Source organism: Pedobacter sp. FW305-3-2-15-E-R2A2 (assembly GCF_038446955.1).
Lineage (GTDB): Bacteria > Bacteroidota > Bacteroidia > Sphingobacteriales > Sphingobacteriaceae > Pedobacter.
On sequence record NZ_CP151803.1, the window covers coordinates 1144149 to 1163027 of the forward strand.

At 41.1% G+C, this 18879-nt stretch carries 17 protein-coding genes; 11 read left to right on the top strand and 6 right to left on the bottom strand.

Annotated features, from left to right (window positions below; genetic code table 11):
- Positions 1-51 precede the first annotated feature (51 nt).
- The 5 genes from AAFF35_RS04710 to AAFF35_RS04730 are packed head-to-tail and all read left to right on the top strand — an operon-like array spanning position 52 to position 8088.
- The gene (locus AAFF35_RS04710; RefSeq protein WP_342331249.1) at positions 52-1746 is read left to right on the top strand and encodes a hypothetical protein; all 1695 of its coding nucleotides are present in this window, start codon (positions 52-54) and stop codon (positions 1744-1746) included.
- Complete coding sequence (locus tag AAFF35_RS04715; protein WP_342331250.1) at positions 1746-3077, top strand: glycoside hydrolase family 2 TIM barrel-domain containing protein; 1332 nt, start codon at positions 1746-1748, stop codon at positions 3075-3077. The genes AAFF35_RS04710 and AAFF35_RS04715 overlap by 1 nt, the downstream gene beginning before the upstream one ends.
- On the top strand, positions 3064-6843 hold the full coding sequence (locus tag AAFF35_RS04720) for a glycosyltransferase (protein WP_342331251.1): 3780 nt from the start codon (positions 3064-3066) through the stop codon (positions 6841-6843). Before AAFF35_RS04715 ends, AAFF35_RS04720 begins: the two co-directional genes overlap by 14 nt.
- A gap of 30 nt (positions 6844-6873) precedes the next feature.
- The gene (locus AAFF35_RS04725) at positions 6874-7167 is read left to right on the top strand and encodes a pyrimidine/purine nucleoside phosphorylase (RefSeq protein ID WP_342331252.1); all 294 of its coding nucleotides are present in this window, start codon (positions 6874-6876) and stop codon (positions 7165-7167) included.
- Between the two features lie 24 nt (positions 7168-7191).
- On the top strand, positions 7192-8088 hold the full coding sequence (locus AAFF35_RS04730) for a DMT family transporter (RefSeq protein ID WP_342331253.1): 897 nt from the start codon (positions 7192-7194) through the stop codon (positions 8086-8088).
- Here the strand turns inward: AAFF35_RS04730 and AAFF35_RS04735 are convergent.
- The 4 genes from AAFF35_RS04735 to AAFF35_RS04750 all read right to left on the bottom strand — a co-directional run bounded on the left by AAFF35_RS04735 (position 8085) and on the right by AAFF35_RS04750 (position 12681).
- A complete protein-coding gene (locus tag AAFF35_RS04735; protein ID WP_342331254.1) occupies positions 8085-8660 on the bottom strand; it encodes a hypothetical protein in 576 nt (191 codons plus the stop codon). The two genes, AAFF35_RS04730 and AAFF35_RS04735, sit on opposite strands and share 4 nt — an antisense overlap.
- A 132-nt stretch (positions 8661-8792) precedes the next feature.
- Positions 8793-11120: a TonB-dependent receptor gene (locus tag AAFF35_RS04740; RefSeq protein ID WP_342331255.1), complete on the bottom strand. Its 2328-nt coding sequence runs from the start codon at positions 11118-11120 to the stop codon at positions 8793-8795.
- A gap of 127 nt (positions 11121-11247) precedes the next feature.
- Entirely contained in the window at positions 11248-12015 is a 768-nt protein-coding gene (locus AAFF35_RS04745) for a DUF2625 domain-containing protein (protein ID WP_342331256.1), read from the bottom strand.
- 84 nt (positions 12016-12099) lie between these two features.
- Positions 12100-12681: a class I SAM-dependent methyltransferase gene (locus tag AAFF35_RS04750; protein ID WP_342331257.1), complete on the bottom strand. Its 582-nt coding sequence runs from the start codon at positions 12679-12681 to the stop codon at positions 12100-12102.
- 250 nt (positions 12682-12931) lie between these two features.
- Between AAFF35_RS04750 and AAFF35_RS04755 the strand changes: the two genes are divergently transcribed.
- From AAFF35_RS04755 to AAFF35_RS04765, 3 genes are all read left to right on the top strand, one after another.
- Positions 12932-13681: a YoaK family protein gene (locus AAFF35_RS04755; protein WP_342331258.1), complete on the top strand. Its 750-nt coding sequence runs from the start codon at positions 12932-12934 to the stop codon at positions 13679-13681.
- A 90-nt stretch (positions 13682-13771) separates the two neighbouring features.
- Positions 13772-14029, top strand: coding sequence for a hypothetical protein (locus AAFF35_RS04760; protein WP_342331259.1), 258 nt, complete (start codon positions 13772-13774; stop codon positions 14027-14029).
- Between the two features lie 52 nt (positions 14030-14081).
- A complete protein-coding gene (locus AAFF35_RS04765; protein ID WP_342331260.1) occupies positions 14082-14789 on the top strand; it encodes a Crp/Fnr family transcriptional regulator in 708 nt (235 codons plus the stop codon).
- 64 nt (positions 14790-14853) lie between these two features.
- Here AAFF35_RS04765 and AAFF35_RS04770 read toward each other — a convergent pair whose 3' ends face one another.
- Entirely contained in the window at positions 14854-15321 is a 468-nt protein-coding gene (locus tag AAFF35_RS04770) for a hypothetical protein (RefSeq protein WP_342331261.1), read from the bottom strand.
- 294 nt (positions 15322-15615) lie between these two features.
- Here AAFF35_RS04770 and AAFF35_RS04775 point away from each other — a divergent pair, with 294 nt between their 5' ends.
- Positions 15616-16119, top strand: a complete 504-nt coding sequence (locus AAFF35_RS04775; RefSeq protein ID WP_342331262.1) for a hypothetical protein — start codon at positions 15616-15618, stop codon at positions 16117-16119.
- 95 nt (positions 16120-16214) lie between these two features.
- Here the strand turns inward: AAFF35_RS04775 and AAFF35_RS04780 are convergent, their stop codons facing one another.
- Entirely contained in the window at positions 16215-17045 is an 831-nt protein-coding gene (locus AAFF35_RS04780; RefSeq protein ID WP_342331263.1) for a hypothetical protein, read from the bottom strand.
- Between the two features lie 208 nt (positions 17046-17253).
- On the opposite strand from AAFF35_RS04780, the gene AAFF35_RS04785 reads away from it, so the two are divergent.
- Both AAFF35_RS04785 and AAFF35_RS04790 read left to right on the top strand, forming a co-directional pair.
- Positions 17254-18000, top strand: a complete 747-nt coding sequence (locus tag AAFF35_RS04785) for a hypothetical protein (protein ID WP_342331264.1) — start codon at positions 17254-17256, stop codon at positions 17998-18000.
- Positions 18001-18314: 314 nt separating this feature from the next.
- On the top strand, positions 18315-18872 hold the full coding sequence (locus AAFF35_RS04790) for a TetR/AcrR family transcriptional regulator (protein WP_342331265.1): 558 nt from the start codon (positions 18315-18317) through the stop codon (positions 18870-18872).
- Positions 18873-18879 lie beyond the last annotated feature (7 nt).

An 18879-nucleotide genomic window follows, 5' to 3' on the forward strand; every position in this document is an offset into this window, starting at 1 on the left:
CTAATTTCGACGTTCGTAATTGCCCGATTCGTATAGATAAGTTACCCGCTCGTGAAATACCCTAAATTATTTAAATTTTCCGCCTTCTTTATTCTGCTGACTTTATCTGCAGGGCTTTTATATATCAGGTATGGAAAAGTACGGGGCCTTCCGGACGAGTTAAATGAGAAAGCCCTGAATGAAACGCTGATTGGGGTATATGATCGCAATCATCCCCTTCAGGAAAACCTGCCGGATAAGATTCAATACCTCTCCATGAAGTGGAAGAATGAAGGTTTGACGAATGCTTCGGATCTGAAGGAAAAGCTGTCAAAGTCTAAGAATCTGCTACTGACGCTTGAAATCTGGCCGGAAAACAATAAGAATGTGCTGGAGGAAATCATTGAGGGAAGCTACGATGCAAAAATTAAACAATTGGCTTTATTTGCAGGTGATCGTAATGATATCTTACTGCGCTTTCTTCCGGAAATGGAAATACCGGTTCAGGACTTTCCATGGCAGTACCAGTCGCCGGAACAATACATTAAAGCATTTAATCATTTCGCCAGACAGCTGAAAAAATTCGCACCGGCGATCAAAATGCTCTGGTCTCCTGCAGGGTATCCCGGCGACTCAGAGTTTTGGCCCGGCCCGGACAACGTAGACGCGGTTAGCATTACTTTAGGAAGTAAATCTGAACTGAAGAGTAAGGCTTATCCCGTAGATAGTAATTTGACGGTTGACGCATTGACAAATAAAATCCATAGAATGCGGTTTATGGATAAACCTATTCTAATCTTGTCGGCAGGATGGAAAACAGATCGAACGGCATTATCAGCGATGTTAAAAAAAGTAGCGCATCAGGCCGACAGTTTTAAAAACACCATTTATTCCCCCGGCTACTTCCATAGAGATACCAATGTTGTCATTCAACGTAAAACACTGATCATAGGGGCCTATGACCCAAGAAAGGTCTTACTGAAAGAACCTGAATTGAAGGTAGAACACCTGTTTACCGATTGGGGGGAAATCCAAAGAGGTGATTTTAATAAGAAGTTTCATGAAGTAACCGGACGTAAACATGATGTAATTGTGACCATGGAGCCCTGGAGGGACGCCAACAACCGTCAGGATTCATCGGTATTACAAAATACGATGCTGGGGAAATACGATCGTGAAATCAAAGAACTATATCGCATCATTTCTAATTCAGGCCAGCATGTTTATCTGCGTTGGGCTCATGAGATGGAAATCCCGATTCACCGCTACGCCTGGCAAAGCAAGTTGCCGGTAGATTACATCAATTCCTATCGGTATTTTATGAAATTTAAAAAGAAGGACGATCAGATCTTTAGGGTGTGGGGACCGGCAGGGGATAGAGGTTCGGCAGATTGGTATCCGGGAGATGATGTGGTGGATTACGTTAGTATTGCTATTTATGGTTTACCCGATAAAAATATTACCGATGAACGTCAGCAGGAATCATTCCACACCATATTTCAGCGGAAAAGCTATCGGATGAGGTTTATGAATAAACCCTTTTTTATTACTGAATTTGGCGTAAAAGGTACAACTGCTTATAAAAAGAAATGGCTGGAAGGCGCTGCGGAAACCATTCGTCAGAATCAACAGATATTTGGAGTATGTTATTTCAATTTGTTCGATAATCCTAAAGTCTGGGGAGATATAAAGGCCCCTGACTGGAGTATAACTAAAGATATATTTAAGGGATTTTGTAAATCACTTCAAACCAATACGGATGATTAATGGGGTATATATCAGTTAAGATAGGGAAGCTTTTCATGCTGATGGCGCTGTTTCTATTTCTGGGTTGTTCCAGGAAGGAAAATAAGCCGGAAGCCCATGTTTATATCGAAAATAAAGAGGGGAAATTCACTTTGTATCGGGCTGGTGCTCCATATCAGATTAAAGGGGCATCTGGCTTTTCGGAATTAGAGGCATTAAAAGAAGCGGGAGGAAATACCATCAGAATATGGGATACCGTAGGACTGAGTTCCGTATTGAAGAAGGCAAATGAGAATGGAATAGCGGTAATCGTTGGTCTATCCCTGCCGGAAAGTCAATACCTGTCTTTTTATGATGACCAGGCTAAAATTGATTCACAATACAAGGCTATTAAAAAAACAATCAATATCCATAAGAAAGATCCCGCATTGCTGATGTGGTGTGTAGGAAATGAACTGGTTTTTCCAGTCAGGCCTAAATACCATAATTTTTATAAAGCTTTTAATGACATCGTGGAGCTCATTCATCAGGACGATCCTGATCATCCGGTGACGACTACGGTGTTGAATTTTAACCAAAAGGACATTTTTAACATCAGAATGCGCACGGATATCGATCTTATCTCATTTAATGTTTTTGGTGCAATAAAGTATTTTAAAAAAGACCTGAAGGACTTTTCCTGGTTTTGGAATGGTCCATACCTCATCACTGAATGGGGAATAGACGGCCCATGGGACGGGACACGATACACGGCATGGGGGGCTTATATTGAACCGACAAGCACAAAAAAGGCAGCGCAATATAAGGAACGTTATGATCAGTATATTCCGGCTCATGACCCCCGGAATTTGGGCTCCTTTATCTTTTTCTGGGGTCAGAAGCAGGAAACAACCCATACCTGGTTCAGCCTTTTCGATGAACATGGCAGAAAAACAGAATCGGTTTCGGCCGCAACCGCAATATGGACAGGAAAAGAAGGAAACGATACTTTTCCGAAAATCAACTATATGCTCCTGAATAAGAAAGGAGCATATGATAATATCATACTTAAGCCCAATCAGCCGGTCAATGCGGAGTTATTGATGGAAACCGGATCTTTAAAGCCTGAAAAAGTGGAATGGGAAATCTATCCTGAAGACTGGTACAGAAAAGGAAATGTAAATAACCTGGTCAGGCCTGCTGCAGTTAGCACAAAATTTAACAATACCGCCGATTTACAGATTACATTTAATACACCCCTGAAGGAGGGGCCTTACCGGTTATTTGTAACCGTAACCAATCGTAATGGAAATATTGCCACTTCCAATACCCCATTCTATATAGCCATAGCCGACAATAATGAAAAGAAATGATCCAGTAATTAATCCGTCCAAATATCAGCTGTTCACTTTACGGCTGATGATCTTTTTGGGTGTTTTTTGCATGTTTTTCTTTTTTTCGGAGTTGCTTTATAAGGATACTGATTCGATTCCGCTGTATTGGATGCTCTTGTCTACCATTGGTGTAGCATGTGCGCAGATTATTCATGAATGGATTCACTACCTGTTCATTACTGTGCCCAAAAGACCTGTATCTCAAAAAAGCTTTACCGTTGATGTTTTTACCACATTTTGTGCGGGAGAACCTTATGAAATGATCAGGGAAACCCTGATGGCGATTCAAGCCATGACCTATCCTCATCAGACTTACCTTTGTGATGAGGCCAACGATCCCTATTTAAAAGATTTTTGTGAAGAACATGGCATCCATCACATCACCAGAACGCTAAAAATAGATGCAAAAGCGGGGAATATAAACAACGCATTGAAGCAGTCATCAGCTGAACTCTGCCTGGTTCTGGATCCGGATCATGTTCCTTTTCCTGATTTTCTGGACCATGTTGTTCCTCATTTTAATCATCCTGAAATCGGATTTGTGCAGGTGGTCCAGTCTTATAAAAATCAGGACCAGACCTTGATTGCCAAAGGGGCAGCACAACAAACTTACCAGTTCTACGGACCAATGATGATGACGATGAATAGGTATGGAACGGTGCTGGCGATTGGGGCAAACTGTACGTTCAGAAGGGAAGCACTGGATAGTATTGGCGGACATGCAGCAGGTTTGGCGGAAGATATGCATACCTCTATGCAGCTGCATGCTAAGGGATGGAAATCGGTTTATGTCCCGGTAGTGGTCGCGAGAGGTTTGGTGCCCAATACGCTATCGGCTTATTATAGTCAGCAGCTGAAATGGGCGAGAGGCGTTTTTGAATTGTGGGTGACCAGCTATCCTGCCTTGTTTAGGAAGTTTAGCTGGAAGCAGAAACTACATTATGGAACGATCCCCGTATTCTACCTTTCCGGAATATTTTATTTGCTCAATTTTATCATTCCCATCGCTTCCCTGACGCTGAACATCAGTCCGGTGAATATTGATTTTTCAAAGTTTTTTATCCTCGCATTTCCATTAACTGTTTTGATTATCCTCATCAGACACTTTGTACAGAAGTGGGTGATGGAAGAAGAGGAACGGGGTTTCCACTTAGTCGGAGGTTTATTGATGATCGGTACCTGGTGGATCTTCCTGCTGGGATTTGTTTATACACTATTGCGTATAAAAGTACCTTATATTCCTACACCTAAGGATGATGAGGAAGACGACAACCGGCTCCTGAACCTTCCCAATATGCTGGTGATTTTAGCCTCTTTGACTGCCATCGGATATGGATTGTACCATGACCTGAATCCTTATAATCTTTTTATGGCTGGATTTGCAGCGTTTAACTGCTTAATTCTGTTGTTTACCATTGCTGCGAGCAAGCAGCTGCAGTTTAGAAAGTATAAGCACAAACATCCTTATTTGTTGTTGGTGATGCAGAACATCGCGGTGTTTAAGACCCATTTCTGGAAATTCAGGAGACGTCTTTACGGCTGGATGAGAAACACAGCGCTCCTCATCACGGCAGTCATGAGCTGTTTCATCCTATACCTGATTACTGCACAGAAATCTGCGAACGAACCGGCAACTCCGGCTTTTCCCGATCGGAGGAATCTGTTAATACCCGGAATATTTGCGCCTTCACAATCTGAAGGGCTGAGCTCCATGGAAGTGGTGAAAAAAATAGAACAGCAAAGCGATATCCATTTTGGTATGATATCACTTTATTTATCATGGGGTGATCAGAAAAAAAACGAATTGCCTGGTCAGTTACTGGATAGTATTTATGAGGCCAATGCAATTCCTATGATTACCTGGGAGCCCTGGCAAAGTCTCTTTGAACAAAATAAAAACAATAAAGCAAGAGAAGAAAAGGTCTTTTCCAGAATTGTAGATGGAGCTTATGATGCCTACCTCAGCCGCTTTTCCAGTCAGATAAAGGCGTTGAACAGACCGGTTTTTATACGGTTTGCACATGAAGCAGATAATCCTCAATATCCCTGGTCGGCGGTTGGCAGAAATACGCCTGCTGAATTCATTGCTGCATGGAAATATGTACATGCCTATTTTGCAGACCATCAGGTGCACAATATAGTGTGGGTATGGAATCCCTGGAAAGCCGAAGCAGTGAACGCTTATTTTCCGGGAAAGGAATATGTAGACTGGATTGGCGTGACCAATTTGAATTATGCAAGCCAAAATCCGGATGGGCAGTCTTATACGATGGAAGAACTCTATGAGCCCTTTCACAGACTGAAAGAATTTAAAAGCGGACTTCCGGTGATGTTGGCTGAAACGGGATCATTGCATACTGCCCCCGGACAACAGGAATGGCTGCAAAATGCATTTCATCAGGTGGAGACCCGGTATCCGGAGATTAAAGCCGTTCTGTTTTTTCATAGCGGGGAAGATAAAAATACGGTGATCGCCAAGGGTACTCCGCTCCTGGATTGGAGGCTGGACGATTTTAGTCCGATAGGGAAAATGTTAAAGACAAATGGGAAGCAGACACAGTGGATTTCCAATCAAACTATTGTGCAATCCGGTTCAGGTCAGACGGCCGATAAGAAAACGATTGCCCACCCAGAAGCGCTTGAAAGCATCAGAGGTGTGAATTATACCAAGGATCAAAACTGGAAAATCAGTTATCACAGTTTAAAAAAGGAAGAAATCGTAGATGACTTCGGACAAATGAAGCGGATGGGCATCAATACGATCAAACATATTGGCCCTAATATTTACGATTATAATATTCTAAAGGTTGCAGGACAAAAAAAGCTGGGAGTAGTATATAGCTTCTGGATTGAGGATCAAAATAATTTTGTCACAGATCCGGAGAAACTGGAAGACTTTGCCGACGAGATATTGAAAACGGTCAACCGGTTAAAACATAACAAAAACATCGTCAGCTGGAATATTGGCAATACACCAATGCTTCAAATCGAGCAGCATTTTTACAAACCAGACCGGTTTTATCCAAGAGAAGTTTACCTGTCCTGGTTAAAAAAATTGACGCTTTCCATTCAGCAGGCAGATCCGGAGCGCCCGGTAACGGTAGATTTAGCGGTCAACAGTAACCTGAGTACCAATGCTGCGCTGCTAAAGGATCGGATTCCTAACGTTTACCTGGGCCTGGTTGCCGGAAATCATGGAAACGAGGAGCATGAAATAGAAAAACTGAAAATGCCTTACTTTTATAGTTGTATAAGTCCGGATCGCTATTTGAAACTAAAGTCAAAAACATCGGGCGCCGTTCTAAAAAACTGGCAGGATCAACAGAGAAAAAATACGGTTTCATTTGACGGTTTAAAAGACCTGTATGGGGATAACAGAGCGGAGTTATATGAACTTGGCGAAGTTTGGAATGGTTTAAAACGTCCATTGCCTATCCCCCGGATGAAAATTTTAAAACCTGCTACGACAATCATCGAGTCTGGTACCGCTACTTATCATGTGATGTATGAAGTAAATGAAGGATGGAAAATTCTGACAGATCGCAGCGGTTTAAAATTCAAATGGCATTTAGTGAAGAACGATATTTATGGCAATCCGATTCAAATGGATCAAATTGGAACAGCGGCTGAAATTACGGTGAAAATACCCACAGAATACAAACGTTATCAACTTTATCTGTATGTGATAAAAGGCAGACAGGTGCAGGTGATAAAATCAAATTTAAATACCCCTTTAAACCCTTAATCTAGCTTATATTTATATAAATACAAAACCATGGACAATAGCAATTCGGTCACACACAATGTTTATTTTGAAGGAAAAGTACAAAGCCTCGGACTGGCAACAGAAAAAGGAAAGGCAACAGTTGGCGTAATGAAAAGCGGAACTTACACGTTTTCTACCTCCTCAGCAGAAAAAATGATCGTCATCTCAGGTACGATGAAGGTAAGGTTACCAAATCAGGATTGGGCTAAATATGCCGCGCAACAGGAATTTGATGTTGCAGCTGGTGTTTCCTTTGAAGTTATCTGCGATGCAGATGTGGCTTATATCTGCTATTACGAATAATTCAATACGCTAATCATTTTCTGAATGAACACTAAAATTAAAGGCTATTTCTGGGCATGTATTTCCTCTGCTACATTTGGCCTCATCCCTTTATTTGCTTTACCACTGGCAGAAAAGGGACTCTCACATGATTCTGTTTTATGCTATCGCTTTGCTTTAGCATCCTTGTTTCTTGGGCTGTGGATGATCTTTAAAAAGGAATCATTTGCGGTTGCGAAAAGAGAACTGATCGTGTTGACTGTCCTCGGGGTATTATACGCCCTCTCGGCACAATATTTATTCATCAGTTATGATTATTTAGGTGTGGGCACAGCCTCTACTATTTTGTTCCTCTATCCGGTATTTGTCGCCCTGCTTATGGCGGTCTTTTTCAAGGAAAAGATCAGTCTGGTGACTATGGCGGCCATTCTAATTGCTTTTTCAGGGATTTCACTTTTATATAAGGGCAACAACGGAATTAGTCTGAACCCATGGGGGATTGGCACCATTTTGTTATCGGCACTAAGCTACGCCGTTTATATCGTAGTGGTGAACAAATCAAAGGTACAACAGATGTCGGGCTATAAGCTGACCTTCTATGTGATGGGATTAAGCTCGGTATATTTCCTGCTCAAAGCCCAGATTACCGGAGGCCTGGCCCCATTACCGGATGCCACAGCCATCATGGATTTAACTCTGCTGTCGCTGTTAGCAACGGCTTTATCCTGTGTGGCAATGGTGTTTGCGGTACAATATGTAGGTTCTACGGCGACGGCCATACTTGGTGCATTAGAGCCCGTTGTTGCGGTAGCGGTGGGTGTTCTTGCTTTTAAGGAGGTGATTACAGGAAGTCTTATCCTTGGGATTTTACTGATCCTGATTGCAGTGTCATTAATTGTACTTTCTGAGTATTTTTATAAAAAAATAAAGGTTCAGCATTAAGCCATCATTTGCGGGAGCAACAACCCGCAGACAAAGCCTCCGATGATCATAAATCCGGAAAGGAGGAATAGCGGAATGGCCAGAAACATCTGGTAGGCAGGACCACTTTCCCTGACCTGAATAAAATATTTGTTGTAGTCTACCATCTTGGCCGGAAACAGGTCGGAGAAGACCTGCTCAAATGAAGAGTTTTCTGAACTTTCCCTGAGGATGAGTTTATAATTCCCACTTTCGGCATAAAATCTTTTCATTTCCATTCTGCCGGTTTCAAATCCATTCATATTGGGCCGTAAAAGAGAAGTAGTCAATGCGATACTTTCTCCATCGCTTTCCCGGCTGAGGTGCATTTCGAACTTATCAACGGGTGTTTTTCTGAACAGCTGACCCTTTTGCCAGATCGCATAAACACCTTTTTCAGGGAGGTTAAAAGTCGTTTCTTTTTGCGTAAAGGGGATTTCTGCCATCACTTTGCCATTGAAGGTCTTTTTCAGCATGCGGATGGTTTTAATCAGCAGGAAGATGCCGACAGGGATCAGGCAAAATAAAACAATGCGCAGTAAGGTGATGATCATAGGATTTCTTTTCCGGTATATGGTCCTGCAATCTACGATTTACAGCCGAGGTATGGCGATTTTAGAGATCAAACAGCGTTGTAAGGGAAAATACAAGGCTGTTTGATAGAGATCGTGGTATCGATAGGCTGGTTAAAATTTATAAAGGTAGTTTAATGTCAGCCTGGCTCCATTGCCTTTCACATAACTCAAACTATCTGACATCCATTGTGATGGAATCGTAAAGTAATCTTTATTCAAGATGTTCTCTACACCCAGCTGAATGCTGCTGCTTTTATCAAAGCTGTAATTACTGAAAAAACTAAAGGTCGTAAAGGTGTTCATTGGTCCTGTACCATAGCTGTATTTGCCATTTACCGGATCAAAGCGTTTGCGGTTCCCAGCATTCAGCATTTGTACGCGGAGCAGCCAATTGGATAAAGGGCTATAGGAAACATAAGCGGTAGTTTTAGGAGGGCCGATGCGATCACCACCAAGGTAAACTTCTTTATCATTGATCTTTCTTTTTCCTTCCGTATAAGAATAAGAAGCACCGATCGTTAATTCGTCCAGTAATGCGTAATCTGCTGCCAGCTCAAAACCATAAATCCGCTCCGGAGACCTTGCAATCTGTGCTTTTCCATTGACAAATACATAGGAAGCACCAAGTTTGGAAGTACTGATATAGGCAGCTCCTTCAATATTGAGTTTCCCGAATGTGCTGCTGAAACCGGCTTCATAGTTGTTTGCGGTAACTGCTTTAGTGGTTATGTCTGCCAGCGTATTTTCTGTAGCCGAACGTAGAACGAGCCCTAGATCGCCGATGCTGAAACTTTGTGAAAAACTGATGAAAGGTTTAAAATAAGAGAGTTTATTATACCTTAAACCGGCATTAAATACAAAAGCATTGTAATTGAGTGCGTCTCCTTTAACCACAATTCCTCCACCGGAATAACCACCAGTATTGTAATTTCTGGTGGCCAGAGTCGTATAAGTAGGCACATCGATATTGATGTTCTCAAAACGCGCACCCGCTTTGAAAATCAGGTTTTGCAGAAAGACAGACTTTAACTGAAGGTATGGCGCCAGATTCCTCATGTTCATTTCCGGAACGGAAACCCGGCCGTCGGTAAGGACAGTAGAGGTCTTATCAGAAAGCACGTCCAGGCCGTATACAAAATTGCCATTCCAATTGTCGGAAATTAAAAACGGACTGTTTAAATTGACGCGTAGACCTTTCTTTTTACTCAGGTTTCCCGGTTGTCCATTGCCTTCAAAAAAATTACTGGAAGAAAGTAAAGTATAGAAATCCTGTAAGTATAAATTCACATCGAGATCAGTGCCTCCAACTATCCGCTGACTGCTATAATGAAGATTCACATTGTGATTGTAGGGGGTACCTTCCGCTTTCCCCGGACGATTGCCTAAAACCCCTGTCGTTGCAGAATCCGGATTGCCATACTTTCCTGCTTTGGCAATATAATCGGTATTTTGTTTACTGCTGAAATAGTTGTACATCAGTTCCAGGCGGTTGTTTGCGTTAATGTTGTATCCAACTTTGGCAAAGGCATTCCACATGCGCAGATCGTTTAATCCATATTCCGGAGAAAGGACATCGCCGTTGGCATCTCTGGAAAGCCCGGTTTGCTCATAACGTCCGGAAACAACATAATCCAGGTTATGGACTGTTCCACTAAGCAACTGACCTGCCTGACCACCAAAAGTATGCTTTGGTGCAACCAGGAAATTGCTGCTTCCGATGGAAGTTTGCCCGCTGATGGCCTTATCGGCTGTCGGCTTTTTCGTGATATAATTGATGAGTCCGCCGTCTGCGCCATTACCATAAATTGCAGTCGCCCCTTTGATCACTTCGACTCTTTCAATTGCTGCGGGATCTATGGTCCGGATGTCACGGGCCCCGTTGCGTAAAGGGGTAGATTGAGGAACGCCATCAATCATAATGAGTATCCCACGGCCACGCATGGTCTGACCAAGGTTACTGGTCCGGTTGGTATTAAACCCAAGTCCCGGGACGGTATTGGCTAATATTTCACTGAGGTTGTTATTGATGGTCTTTTGAACGGCGAGGTCTTTAGTGCCGATGATATTGATAGAAGAGGGAACCTCGTCCAGTGTTTCCTGTTTTCTACTGGCAGAAATGATCACTTCCTGTAATTTTGCATCCTGCTCCAAAGTAAAATCCAGATAAACGGTATCAGCAGCAGAAAGGGTAATGCTTTGTGTTTTTGATTTATAGCCTACGGCTGAAGCTTTAATGGCATAGGTTCCCAGAGGGAGAATGATGGAATAAGTCCCGGTTTGATTGCTGGTCAGGCCTTTTTTCAAGGCAGGAATGCTGAGGGTTGAAAATGGAACAGCCTGGTTCTGTTCATCCTTGATTTTTCCACTGAGCACTGTTTTTTGGGCAAGGGCAGGTAAACTGACAACAAAAGCTGCCAGGGAAAGTAAAAGTATCTTCATTATTTAGAATTGTTTTAAATTGCAAACATACGAATTAGACTGGAATTCTTTCACATCCGTACGCGCCAATTCAAGTTCTTCCCTTGGGCTTAAGGAATAACCTTTCATGCGGCTAGATCGCCTTTGTTTATTGAGGTTCTACAGGTGGCTTTTGGTTGATTTCCCTTTGGTTACTCATCACAAACTGATACAGTTCTTCGGTAGGAACGAGTTTTCTTTTACATTTTTCTATATCCATGCCTTCTTTTGTCCAGAGATAAGGAGAAAAACTATAGGATTTACTGCCATCCAGTTTCGCTATAAATTTATCCCAGCTAGACCACCTTAAGCCTTTATAAAAGGCAGAGAGGTCGCTATCAAAACAAAAGCGAAGAAATTCTGTATAACCAAGTCCAAGAGATTCCCATTGCAGGCTATTGGGAGCGAGGTAGTAAATGGTTTTTAAGTCCTCACCAAATGCTCCGTAATTGATGGCGAAGAAACCGCCCACAGCGTCGTCAGCAACGAGGAAATAAGGAGGAACTTCTCCAAATTCTTTGATTGATTTTCCTTTGTTCCATTCTGAAACAGAACGATTCAGTCTTGGACTTCCGGAGCCCAAAATTCTTAACCAGCCATTGTCAACCATAATTCCACCACTATTGTAAACGACCGCGCCCAGGGTAGAAAACGTCGTGACCTGGGTATTAAATAACGTGGTTTTGGCACTGGCTGAATCAAGTTCCAGGATTTCAACTTTGTTCTTTGCAGAGTCTGCCCACTTTTGAATCAATGGCCAGGCCGGATCGGTCGTGTTAATCAGCTCCTCCAGACTCCGCATCTTGTTTTGTGCAGTAACGTTGAAGGATAGGAAGGTGATACCTAGTATTAAGAGATTTTTGAGGAGACTTTTCATAGCAACAGAACTTATCTTTTTCAAAGATAGAATGAAAATTCGTTTATTCTAAATATGAAATGTTACGCTTTCCGATGTCATTCATCATTCCTTAATCCACATTTTTAAGAAATTGCCATAAACGCCACTGGTTAGCTGGTATGTAGGTGGAATCTCCTGTTCCAGACTTTGATAGGTAACCAGTTTTGTGCCGGATGGTTTTTCTTGTAATTCTGCATAGAGGTATTTGCAGTAATACAGGTAAAGATCAATAGAGGTTTCTATAGTGTCATCTATGCTGTTTAACTGATCAATGTTTTCATAAAAGGAATTGTAATAGTAAAAATGGTCAAACTCCTTGAAATTGATCTGAGTAATATTGGTATGGATGAACTGAATATTGCTGAGTTGCATTTTTTGTTGCGCCAGTTCAGCCAGATGAACAAGGTCAGCCCTTTGTTCGGCACCATAGAAGAAGGTATCCGGATGATGGTAGGCTGCAGGAAGACAAAACTTCCCGACGCCACTTCCTATATCCAGGACCCTTGCTTTGGGCTCTGCTAAAAAATCTGCGGCCTTTATGGAGATATCAAGAGGGCTCCAGTGTTTGCGGGATAGCCGCTGGATATGTTCGGGATAGAGTCTATCGAAATCTTGATCCTTGCTGAATATCTGGTCAGTTGTCATGATCTGAAATTAATTAGTGTGTAAGGAATTCATATGGTTTCATTTTCCTAATGGGCTCTATTTAAAGGTAGGTTTTGTATCAGATCCAAATATATCGGCTATACCAGCTTGCTTTGTGGTAAAAAATCAACGCGCAGACTGATAGTTGTCAGTTTTTGCAAAATAGTGGTATCCCGATTCTTGAAGCGAATAGCAAAATATGTAAATTGCTCAGGAGCATCGAACCGAAGAAGGTCCATATACAATTGACATGTTAAGACATTTAGGGGCAAAGCGGACACCACAACATAACCTAAAACTGGCGGCACTTTTGGGGCTGACTGCCGGTTTTGTCAATGCTGCGGGCTTTCTGGGCTTTTCAGTGCTTACGACTAACGTAACAGGGCATGTGGCTTTATTTGCAGAACACCTGGCCTCACAGGATTGGAAAACCGCACAGGTCATCGCCTTATGGATGTTTCTTTTTTTATCTGGAGCATTTGTATCGGGCTTAGTTCTTTCTTTAACGGGAGCTAATCAACGTTTTTCTTATTCCATTCCCATATTTATTGAGATTCTCATTCTTTCCTTTTCGGGTATTTATGGTTCTGGATATGATGGCACTTTGATCTCAAAAGAGATTTTTGCAGGAAGTCTGCTGTTCGCTATGGGCTTACAAAACGCATTGGTTTCCATGATTTCCGGTTCGGTGGTCCGAACCACCCATCTGACAGGTACTTTTACTGATCTTGGAATAGAACTGGCCCAGTTCATGAGCAGAAGTAGCAAAGATAAAAGTACGATAAAATCTAAAATCAAACTTAGGTTCACCATTATCTTTTTTTTTGTAACTGGAGCAGTTTCAGGAGCTTATCTGTTTAATCATTTTGGATTCAATTCTTTTTTCGTACCGATAGCCGTGCTGTGTTATGCATTGCTTTATGATATTTTCAGGATTAAAGCGAAGCGTTTTTATCAGAAAACAGCAATAGCGGTAAAAGGCGCGATCTATAAAAAGTGATTTATATCAGCCTTTATCGTGATAAAATACGGTAAAATGTATTTGTATTAGGGATAATTTTGTGAGGTGAACTTTCAACATCATTTATACATGAGCTTAGATAAATACATTTCATCAATTCTTGAACAGATCAGAGGAACCGAAAACTATCAGCAGGTAGATGATGTCCTGGTTACCTCTGTTGATCATTTCCCGGATCAGCAATATGTGGTAAGTGATTATCTGAGCGGCCTGGAGAAAAGAATAGAGGGGCTTTCTCCTTTTGAATTAAACAGTACACAGTTTAGTTGTTTCCGATACGCTTTAATTTGCTTGAGGGGACTTTCGAAGAAGGTAAGCATTCATTAGCCAATTATCCGTTCCAGATGTTAGGTAACAGGATTAATCCTATCTTTGTGGAATGAGCTTGTCAGGAATTTTCCCGATTGATAAATGGAATTTTACTACACAATCCATACTTAGCGTGCTTTCTGAGGAGGAACTTAACTTCTTGATTTTAAGACAGGGCGAGCAGAAATATGGGAAGGGAGAAGTCATCTTCAGAGAAGGGGTTGTTCCCTCAGGGATCTATTACATCCACCAGGGAAAAGTAAAAAAATATAAGATAGATAAGACGGGAAAGGAGCAGATTATCTATGTAGCCAACAAAGGGGAGCTGATCGGATACCATGCTGTTTTATCTGAAGAACGATATCCTGATTCGGCAGCAGCCCTGGAGAGCAGTGCGATCAGCTTTATTCCTAAGGAAGATTTTCTGACTGTTCTGCATCAATCACCCTTGTTTGCACAGCGCTTATTGAAAGTGCTGAGTCATGAATATACGGTGCTTTCTAATAACATCTCCGTTTTCGCGAACCGCTCAGCAGTAGAGCGGCTGGCAATTGCGCTGATCGTGATCCGGGAAAAATTTAAAGCGGAAAGTCCGGAGGGAGAAAAGGTGCTGATTGACATTTCAAGAAGCGATTTAGCCAATATGGCCGGACTGGCAAAGGAAAATGTCATCCGTCTCTTAAAAGAACTGAAGGACGAAGGAATCATAGGGTCCGAAGGCCGTAAAATATGGGTAGAGGATATTGTTAAACTCGTTGCCCGGTCTAACTTTAAATAAGCGATCAAACAAAAAGAGGTGCTTTACTGATAAAGCACCTCTTTTTGTTGAATAGAAGCAGGAGTTATAGCCTGAATCCTACTCTTAAAGCAGCATAGGAAGTACCTGCGTCTTCCACCCTGATTCCGGCATCGATACGGTTGTTGAATTTATAGCCAACACCACCACCCACAAGGAAGTTTGTTCCGGCGTCATTGAACCCAATGGCAGCACCCAAATTGAAATTAATAAACACTTTGGGATCTACAAAATACTTCACTCCACCTTTTAAGGGTAAAAAAGTATAATTGCTATAGAAATCATATTTAGGAAATAGGGTTTCTACTCCTGTTGCAAGGGTTAACCCTAATTTTTTCTCTACAGCCCATTCTGCTTCCAAAATTCCACCAATACCTACATTATAGGCTTTGCTGAAGGGGATAAGCAACTCCGGTGAGAGGGTTATTTTTGCCGATTGTGCCTGTGATTTTGTGCTGAAGCACATGGCCATAGTTCCAATCAGTCCAACGATTAATAGTCTTTTTGTATTCATAAGATGTGTATTTTAGTATGATCAGCTGTAAACAAAGATTAGACCAATTTGTGAGGATTCATTTTGCAGGCCATTCATCCACTTTATCATCCGAATGTCTTTTTCTAATGATTAAATTTCTATACATATAGACCATTACGTTTCCGCAAATCGGGTTTTCCAGAAGAACAGCTGGTTTATATCAGAGGACTGGCGCCATGGCTGATGAAGCCCTTACCTGTTTTTTAACGACATTATCTTTCCTGTTCCGGAATAGGAAAACTATTTTAGCAAAGGCTTCTAATTTGCCAGACCATGGAATTAAGAACAGAACTCGAACCTCAGCTTGAAATCGCAGAAAAACGCTATCCAGAGGTATTGAACTTAATTCTGGAATATACAGAATTTGCGGACGAAAATGGCGATGAAGATGAAACAGAGATTAAAATCCTTGCCCATAAGCTACATTTGCTAACCCATAAAGAACTATCGAAATTTAACCTTTTGGAATACTGGGAAGAGGAGGGGGCGGAGGTTTTAGCCTTCCGGATTAGCTTACCGGATCCACTGAAATCAGAAGAGTTCTCAAAAGAAGAGTTACTGGAGGTCATCAGACGGTTAAAAACTTTTGAAGGAGTTACAGGGGAAGGATTTAAAGAACGTTTTAAGTATTATTTAGCTGATTATTACCATCAGCTGCTGGCCTTAAATTTTAAGAGGTATAGCTATCAGCTTTTTAACAGGCAGAAAGATAAAAAAGGGAACTACTTTGAATATTCTATAGAAGAGATCGGCGAAAAGATTAACCCGGAACATTAAATTTGAATTTAGAGAGGGACCCAGGATTATTGGAACGGGAATGATAAAACAGATCATCAATGATAAACTTGAGAAAAACAACATGTAATGATCTTTTACCTGGGTATTTTGATCAACATGAGTTGATAGTCTTCTATTTCAGTCAGCCTGTATTGATTTGCTATCGATAGCGTTTGCAGGTCGAGCTGCAGGATATGGTGGTCCTTAATTTTCCATTTTCCACTGGTCTCAAGGCTGTCAACCTCTTTATTATTCAGCACAGATTTATGACCATTTCTATAGTTTTGCACTTGTTTATAGTCGAAGGTCTGATCGGCTTTAAAGGCCAGGTTAATCGACCTGCGACTGATGGCTTCAGGGAGGTTGCCCTGACTGGTGTTAAGGGAGTGATTGTCGGTTAATTCGTAATATTTGTCGTAAAAGGTCTGACATTTTCTGGTCTTACAACGACTGTTAAAATCACTTCTGATCAGATAAAGTGTATCTGCATTTTTAGTAAGTGCTGTATTCCATGTTTTCTTTTTTAGTAAAGCCGGGATGTCAAACTGCTGATTTACTCTTTTAAGGAAAAGTGTATCTATGTTGTGTTTTGTCCCTTTGGAACTTCCTCCGCCATAGCGATTGAACATATAAATATCGTCAGATTCAAAACCTTCTTTTTCAATCCTCTCCATCACCATTAAAGGAGGAGCTTCCATAATGAACATTTCTGAAAGTAAGAATTTATGGTATCGCCGCTCTGGTAGAGAAAAGGACCCGTCTTCTGCCGTAATGGTTTCACCCACCTTACAGTTGACCACCGGATTGCGACTGTAATCCATGACGATGCCACGAATTTCCGGTCTCGCCAACCTGGACACACAAGAAGTTAACGACAGGATAAATAAGATGGAGGCAATATTTAAGCGGATTTTTTTTGACGTCATTTTGAAGAATCATGCTTCTGGTAACATCGGGCATGATCAGCGCAAATGTAAGGTTAATTGGCAGTTGTTTACTCGTTTTTTTATCAGGAAGACCTAAAAAGAAACTGTGATGATAAATAATGCGCAATATTTTCATACATAATATTTAAAATTAATTTTAGTGAAATAAAAATTGCTATGTTTGTTGCACACACAAATACATCAACAAATGAAAAAATTACAGTTAATTCTGCCGGTAGCTCTGGTCTTACTGGCCAGTTCCTGCAAAAAAAACAATGGAATCACTATTCCTGAACCGGAGGTGACCAAAAAACATTTCGCTACGGATAGCATCTCATTTATTATAAACGGGAAACGTTATATTTCCGGATCTAACGCATCAGCCTCAAGAGGTGCCAGCAACAGGGGGACCAATATGAAGTTGAGTAAAACAAATGGTGATTGGAGCATTAGTAACGGTAATGATTATTGGGTTGGGGCCATCGATTCAGTTCAGTATATCAAGTTCTATGAGACTTCTCTGGACGAGAATTTTGGATCGATTAAATTTTCATTCATAAAAAACTATAAAAGAACAAGTTTAGTTAAAAATACATTGTTGTATGTTCCTAAAATCGAGACTGAAGTCATTACTTTGGGTGATCAGAACTATGCATTAGATTATGAAAGAGAAGGAAAAGACGAGGGGATCGCAATAACTTTAAGCATAAAAACGCAGAATTTCACCTCCTATAGTCCTTTGTTTATTCGGATTCCTTCCTCACTGGGTGTGGAAAGCCACCGTGATTCTAAGTTCAAAATTCTTAAAATTGAAGATGTCAAGGGCACGGATTTTATGCGGATAGAGGCAGTTTTTGAAGGTAATCTATTTGACGAAAATGAAAAGCCTGTTAAAATTACGGATGGATTTTTAAGACTTACAACCTTAAAACATGGAAGAGTCTTTCCATCATAGCCTTTGCTGGATTAGCCTTTTAATGGTAAAAAATAAATAATTCCTCTTTTTTAACACTATTTAACACTTTTTCTTGAAACGAAGTTGTAAATTTAGTCTTGAATTTAATCAGGGATGAATTAAGTTTAGTTAATTTAAGTATACGGGTGAGCAACTGATTACTGCTTACCCGTTGCTATTTCTTTCTTTCCCCTTTCTTTCTGTTTCTCTTTTATTGCTATACCTGCAATCGGCATAGATGAAACTGTATATCTGTTTATTTGTTTGGAATGTTTATTCCATTTCTGTAGATTTGTAGCTCAAAGAAGAAGAGCATGAATAAGAAGGAGCAGATCTTAAAGGCGACATTGAAATTAATTGTAGAAAAGGGAATTGAATCCACGCCAATGTCAGAAATAGCGAAGGCTGCTGATACGGGTATGGGGGCCATCTATAATCATTTTCCCAATAAAGAATCGCTGATCAATGCGTTGTATTTTTATTTAAAGGCTAAGGAGTCTGCGATCATCATGGAAGGATACGACCAGTCTTTACCTGTAAAGCAGCGTTTTATCTGGTTATGGAAAAAGATGATCAATTATTTTATGGCTGAACCCATGGATTTTATGTTCCTGGAGCAGTTCTATTATTCTCCCGCAATAGATCCAAAAGCAAAACATGAAGGAAGTTTGTACGTCAACGTCCTTGATTCGGTGTATTTAGACGGTCAGACACAGCAGATCATAAAGGATGGAAATGTGAAAGAATGGATTGGATTCACAAGTGGTTCCCTGGTCTCCCTCGTTAAATTGCACCATAGCAATTACATCTGTTTGCAAGAGGAAAGCGTAGATAATTACATTCAGGCGGCCTGGGATGCCATAAGAAGTTAACACGAAA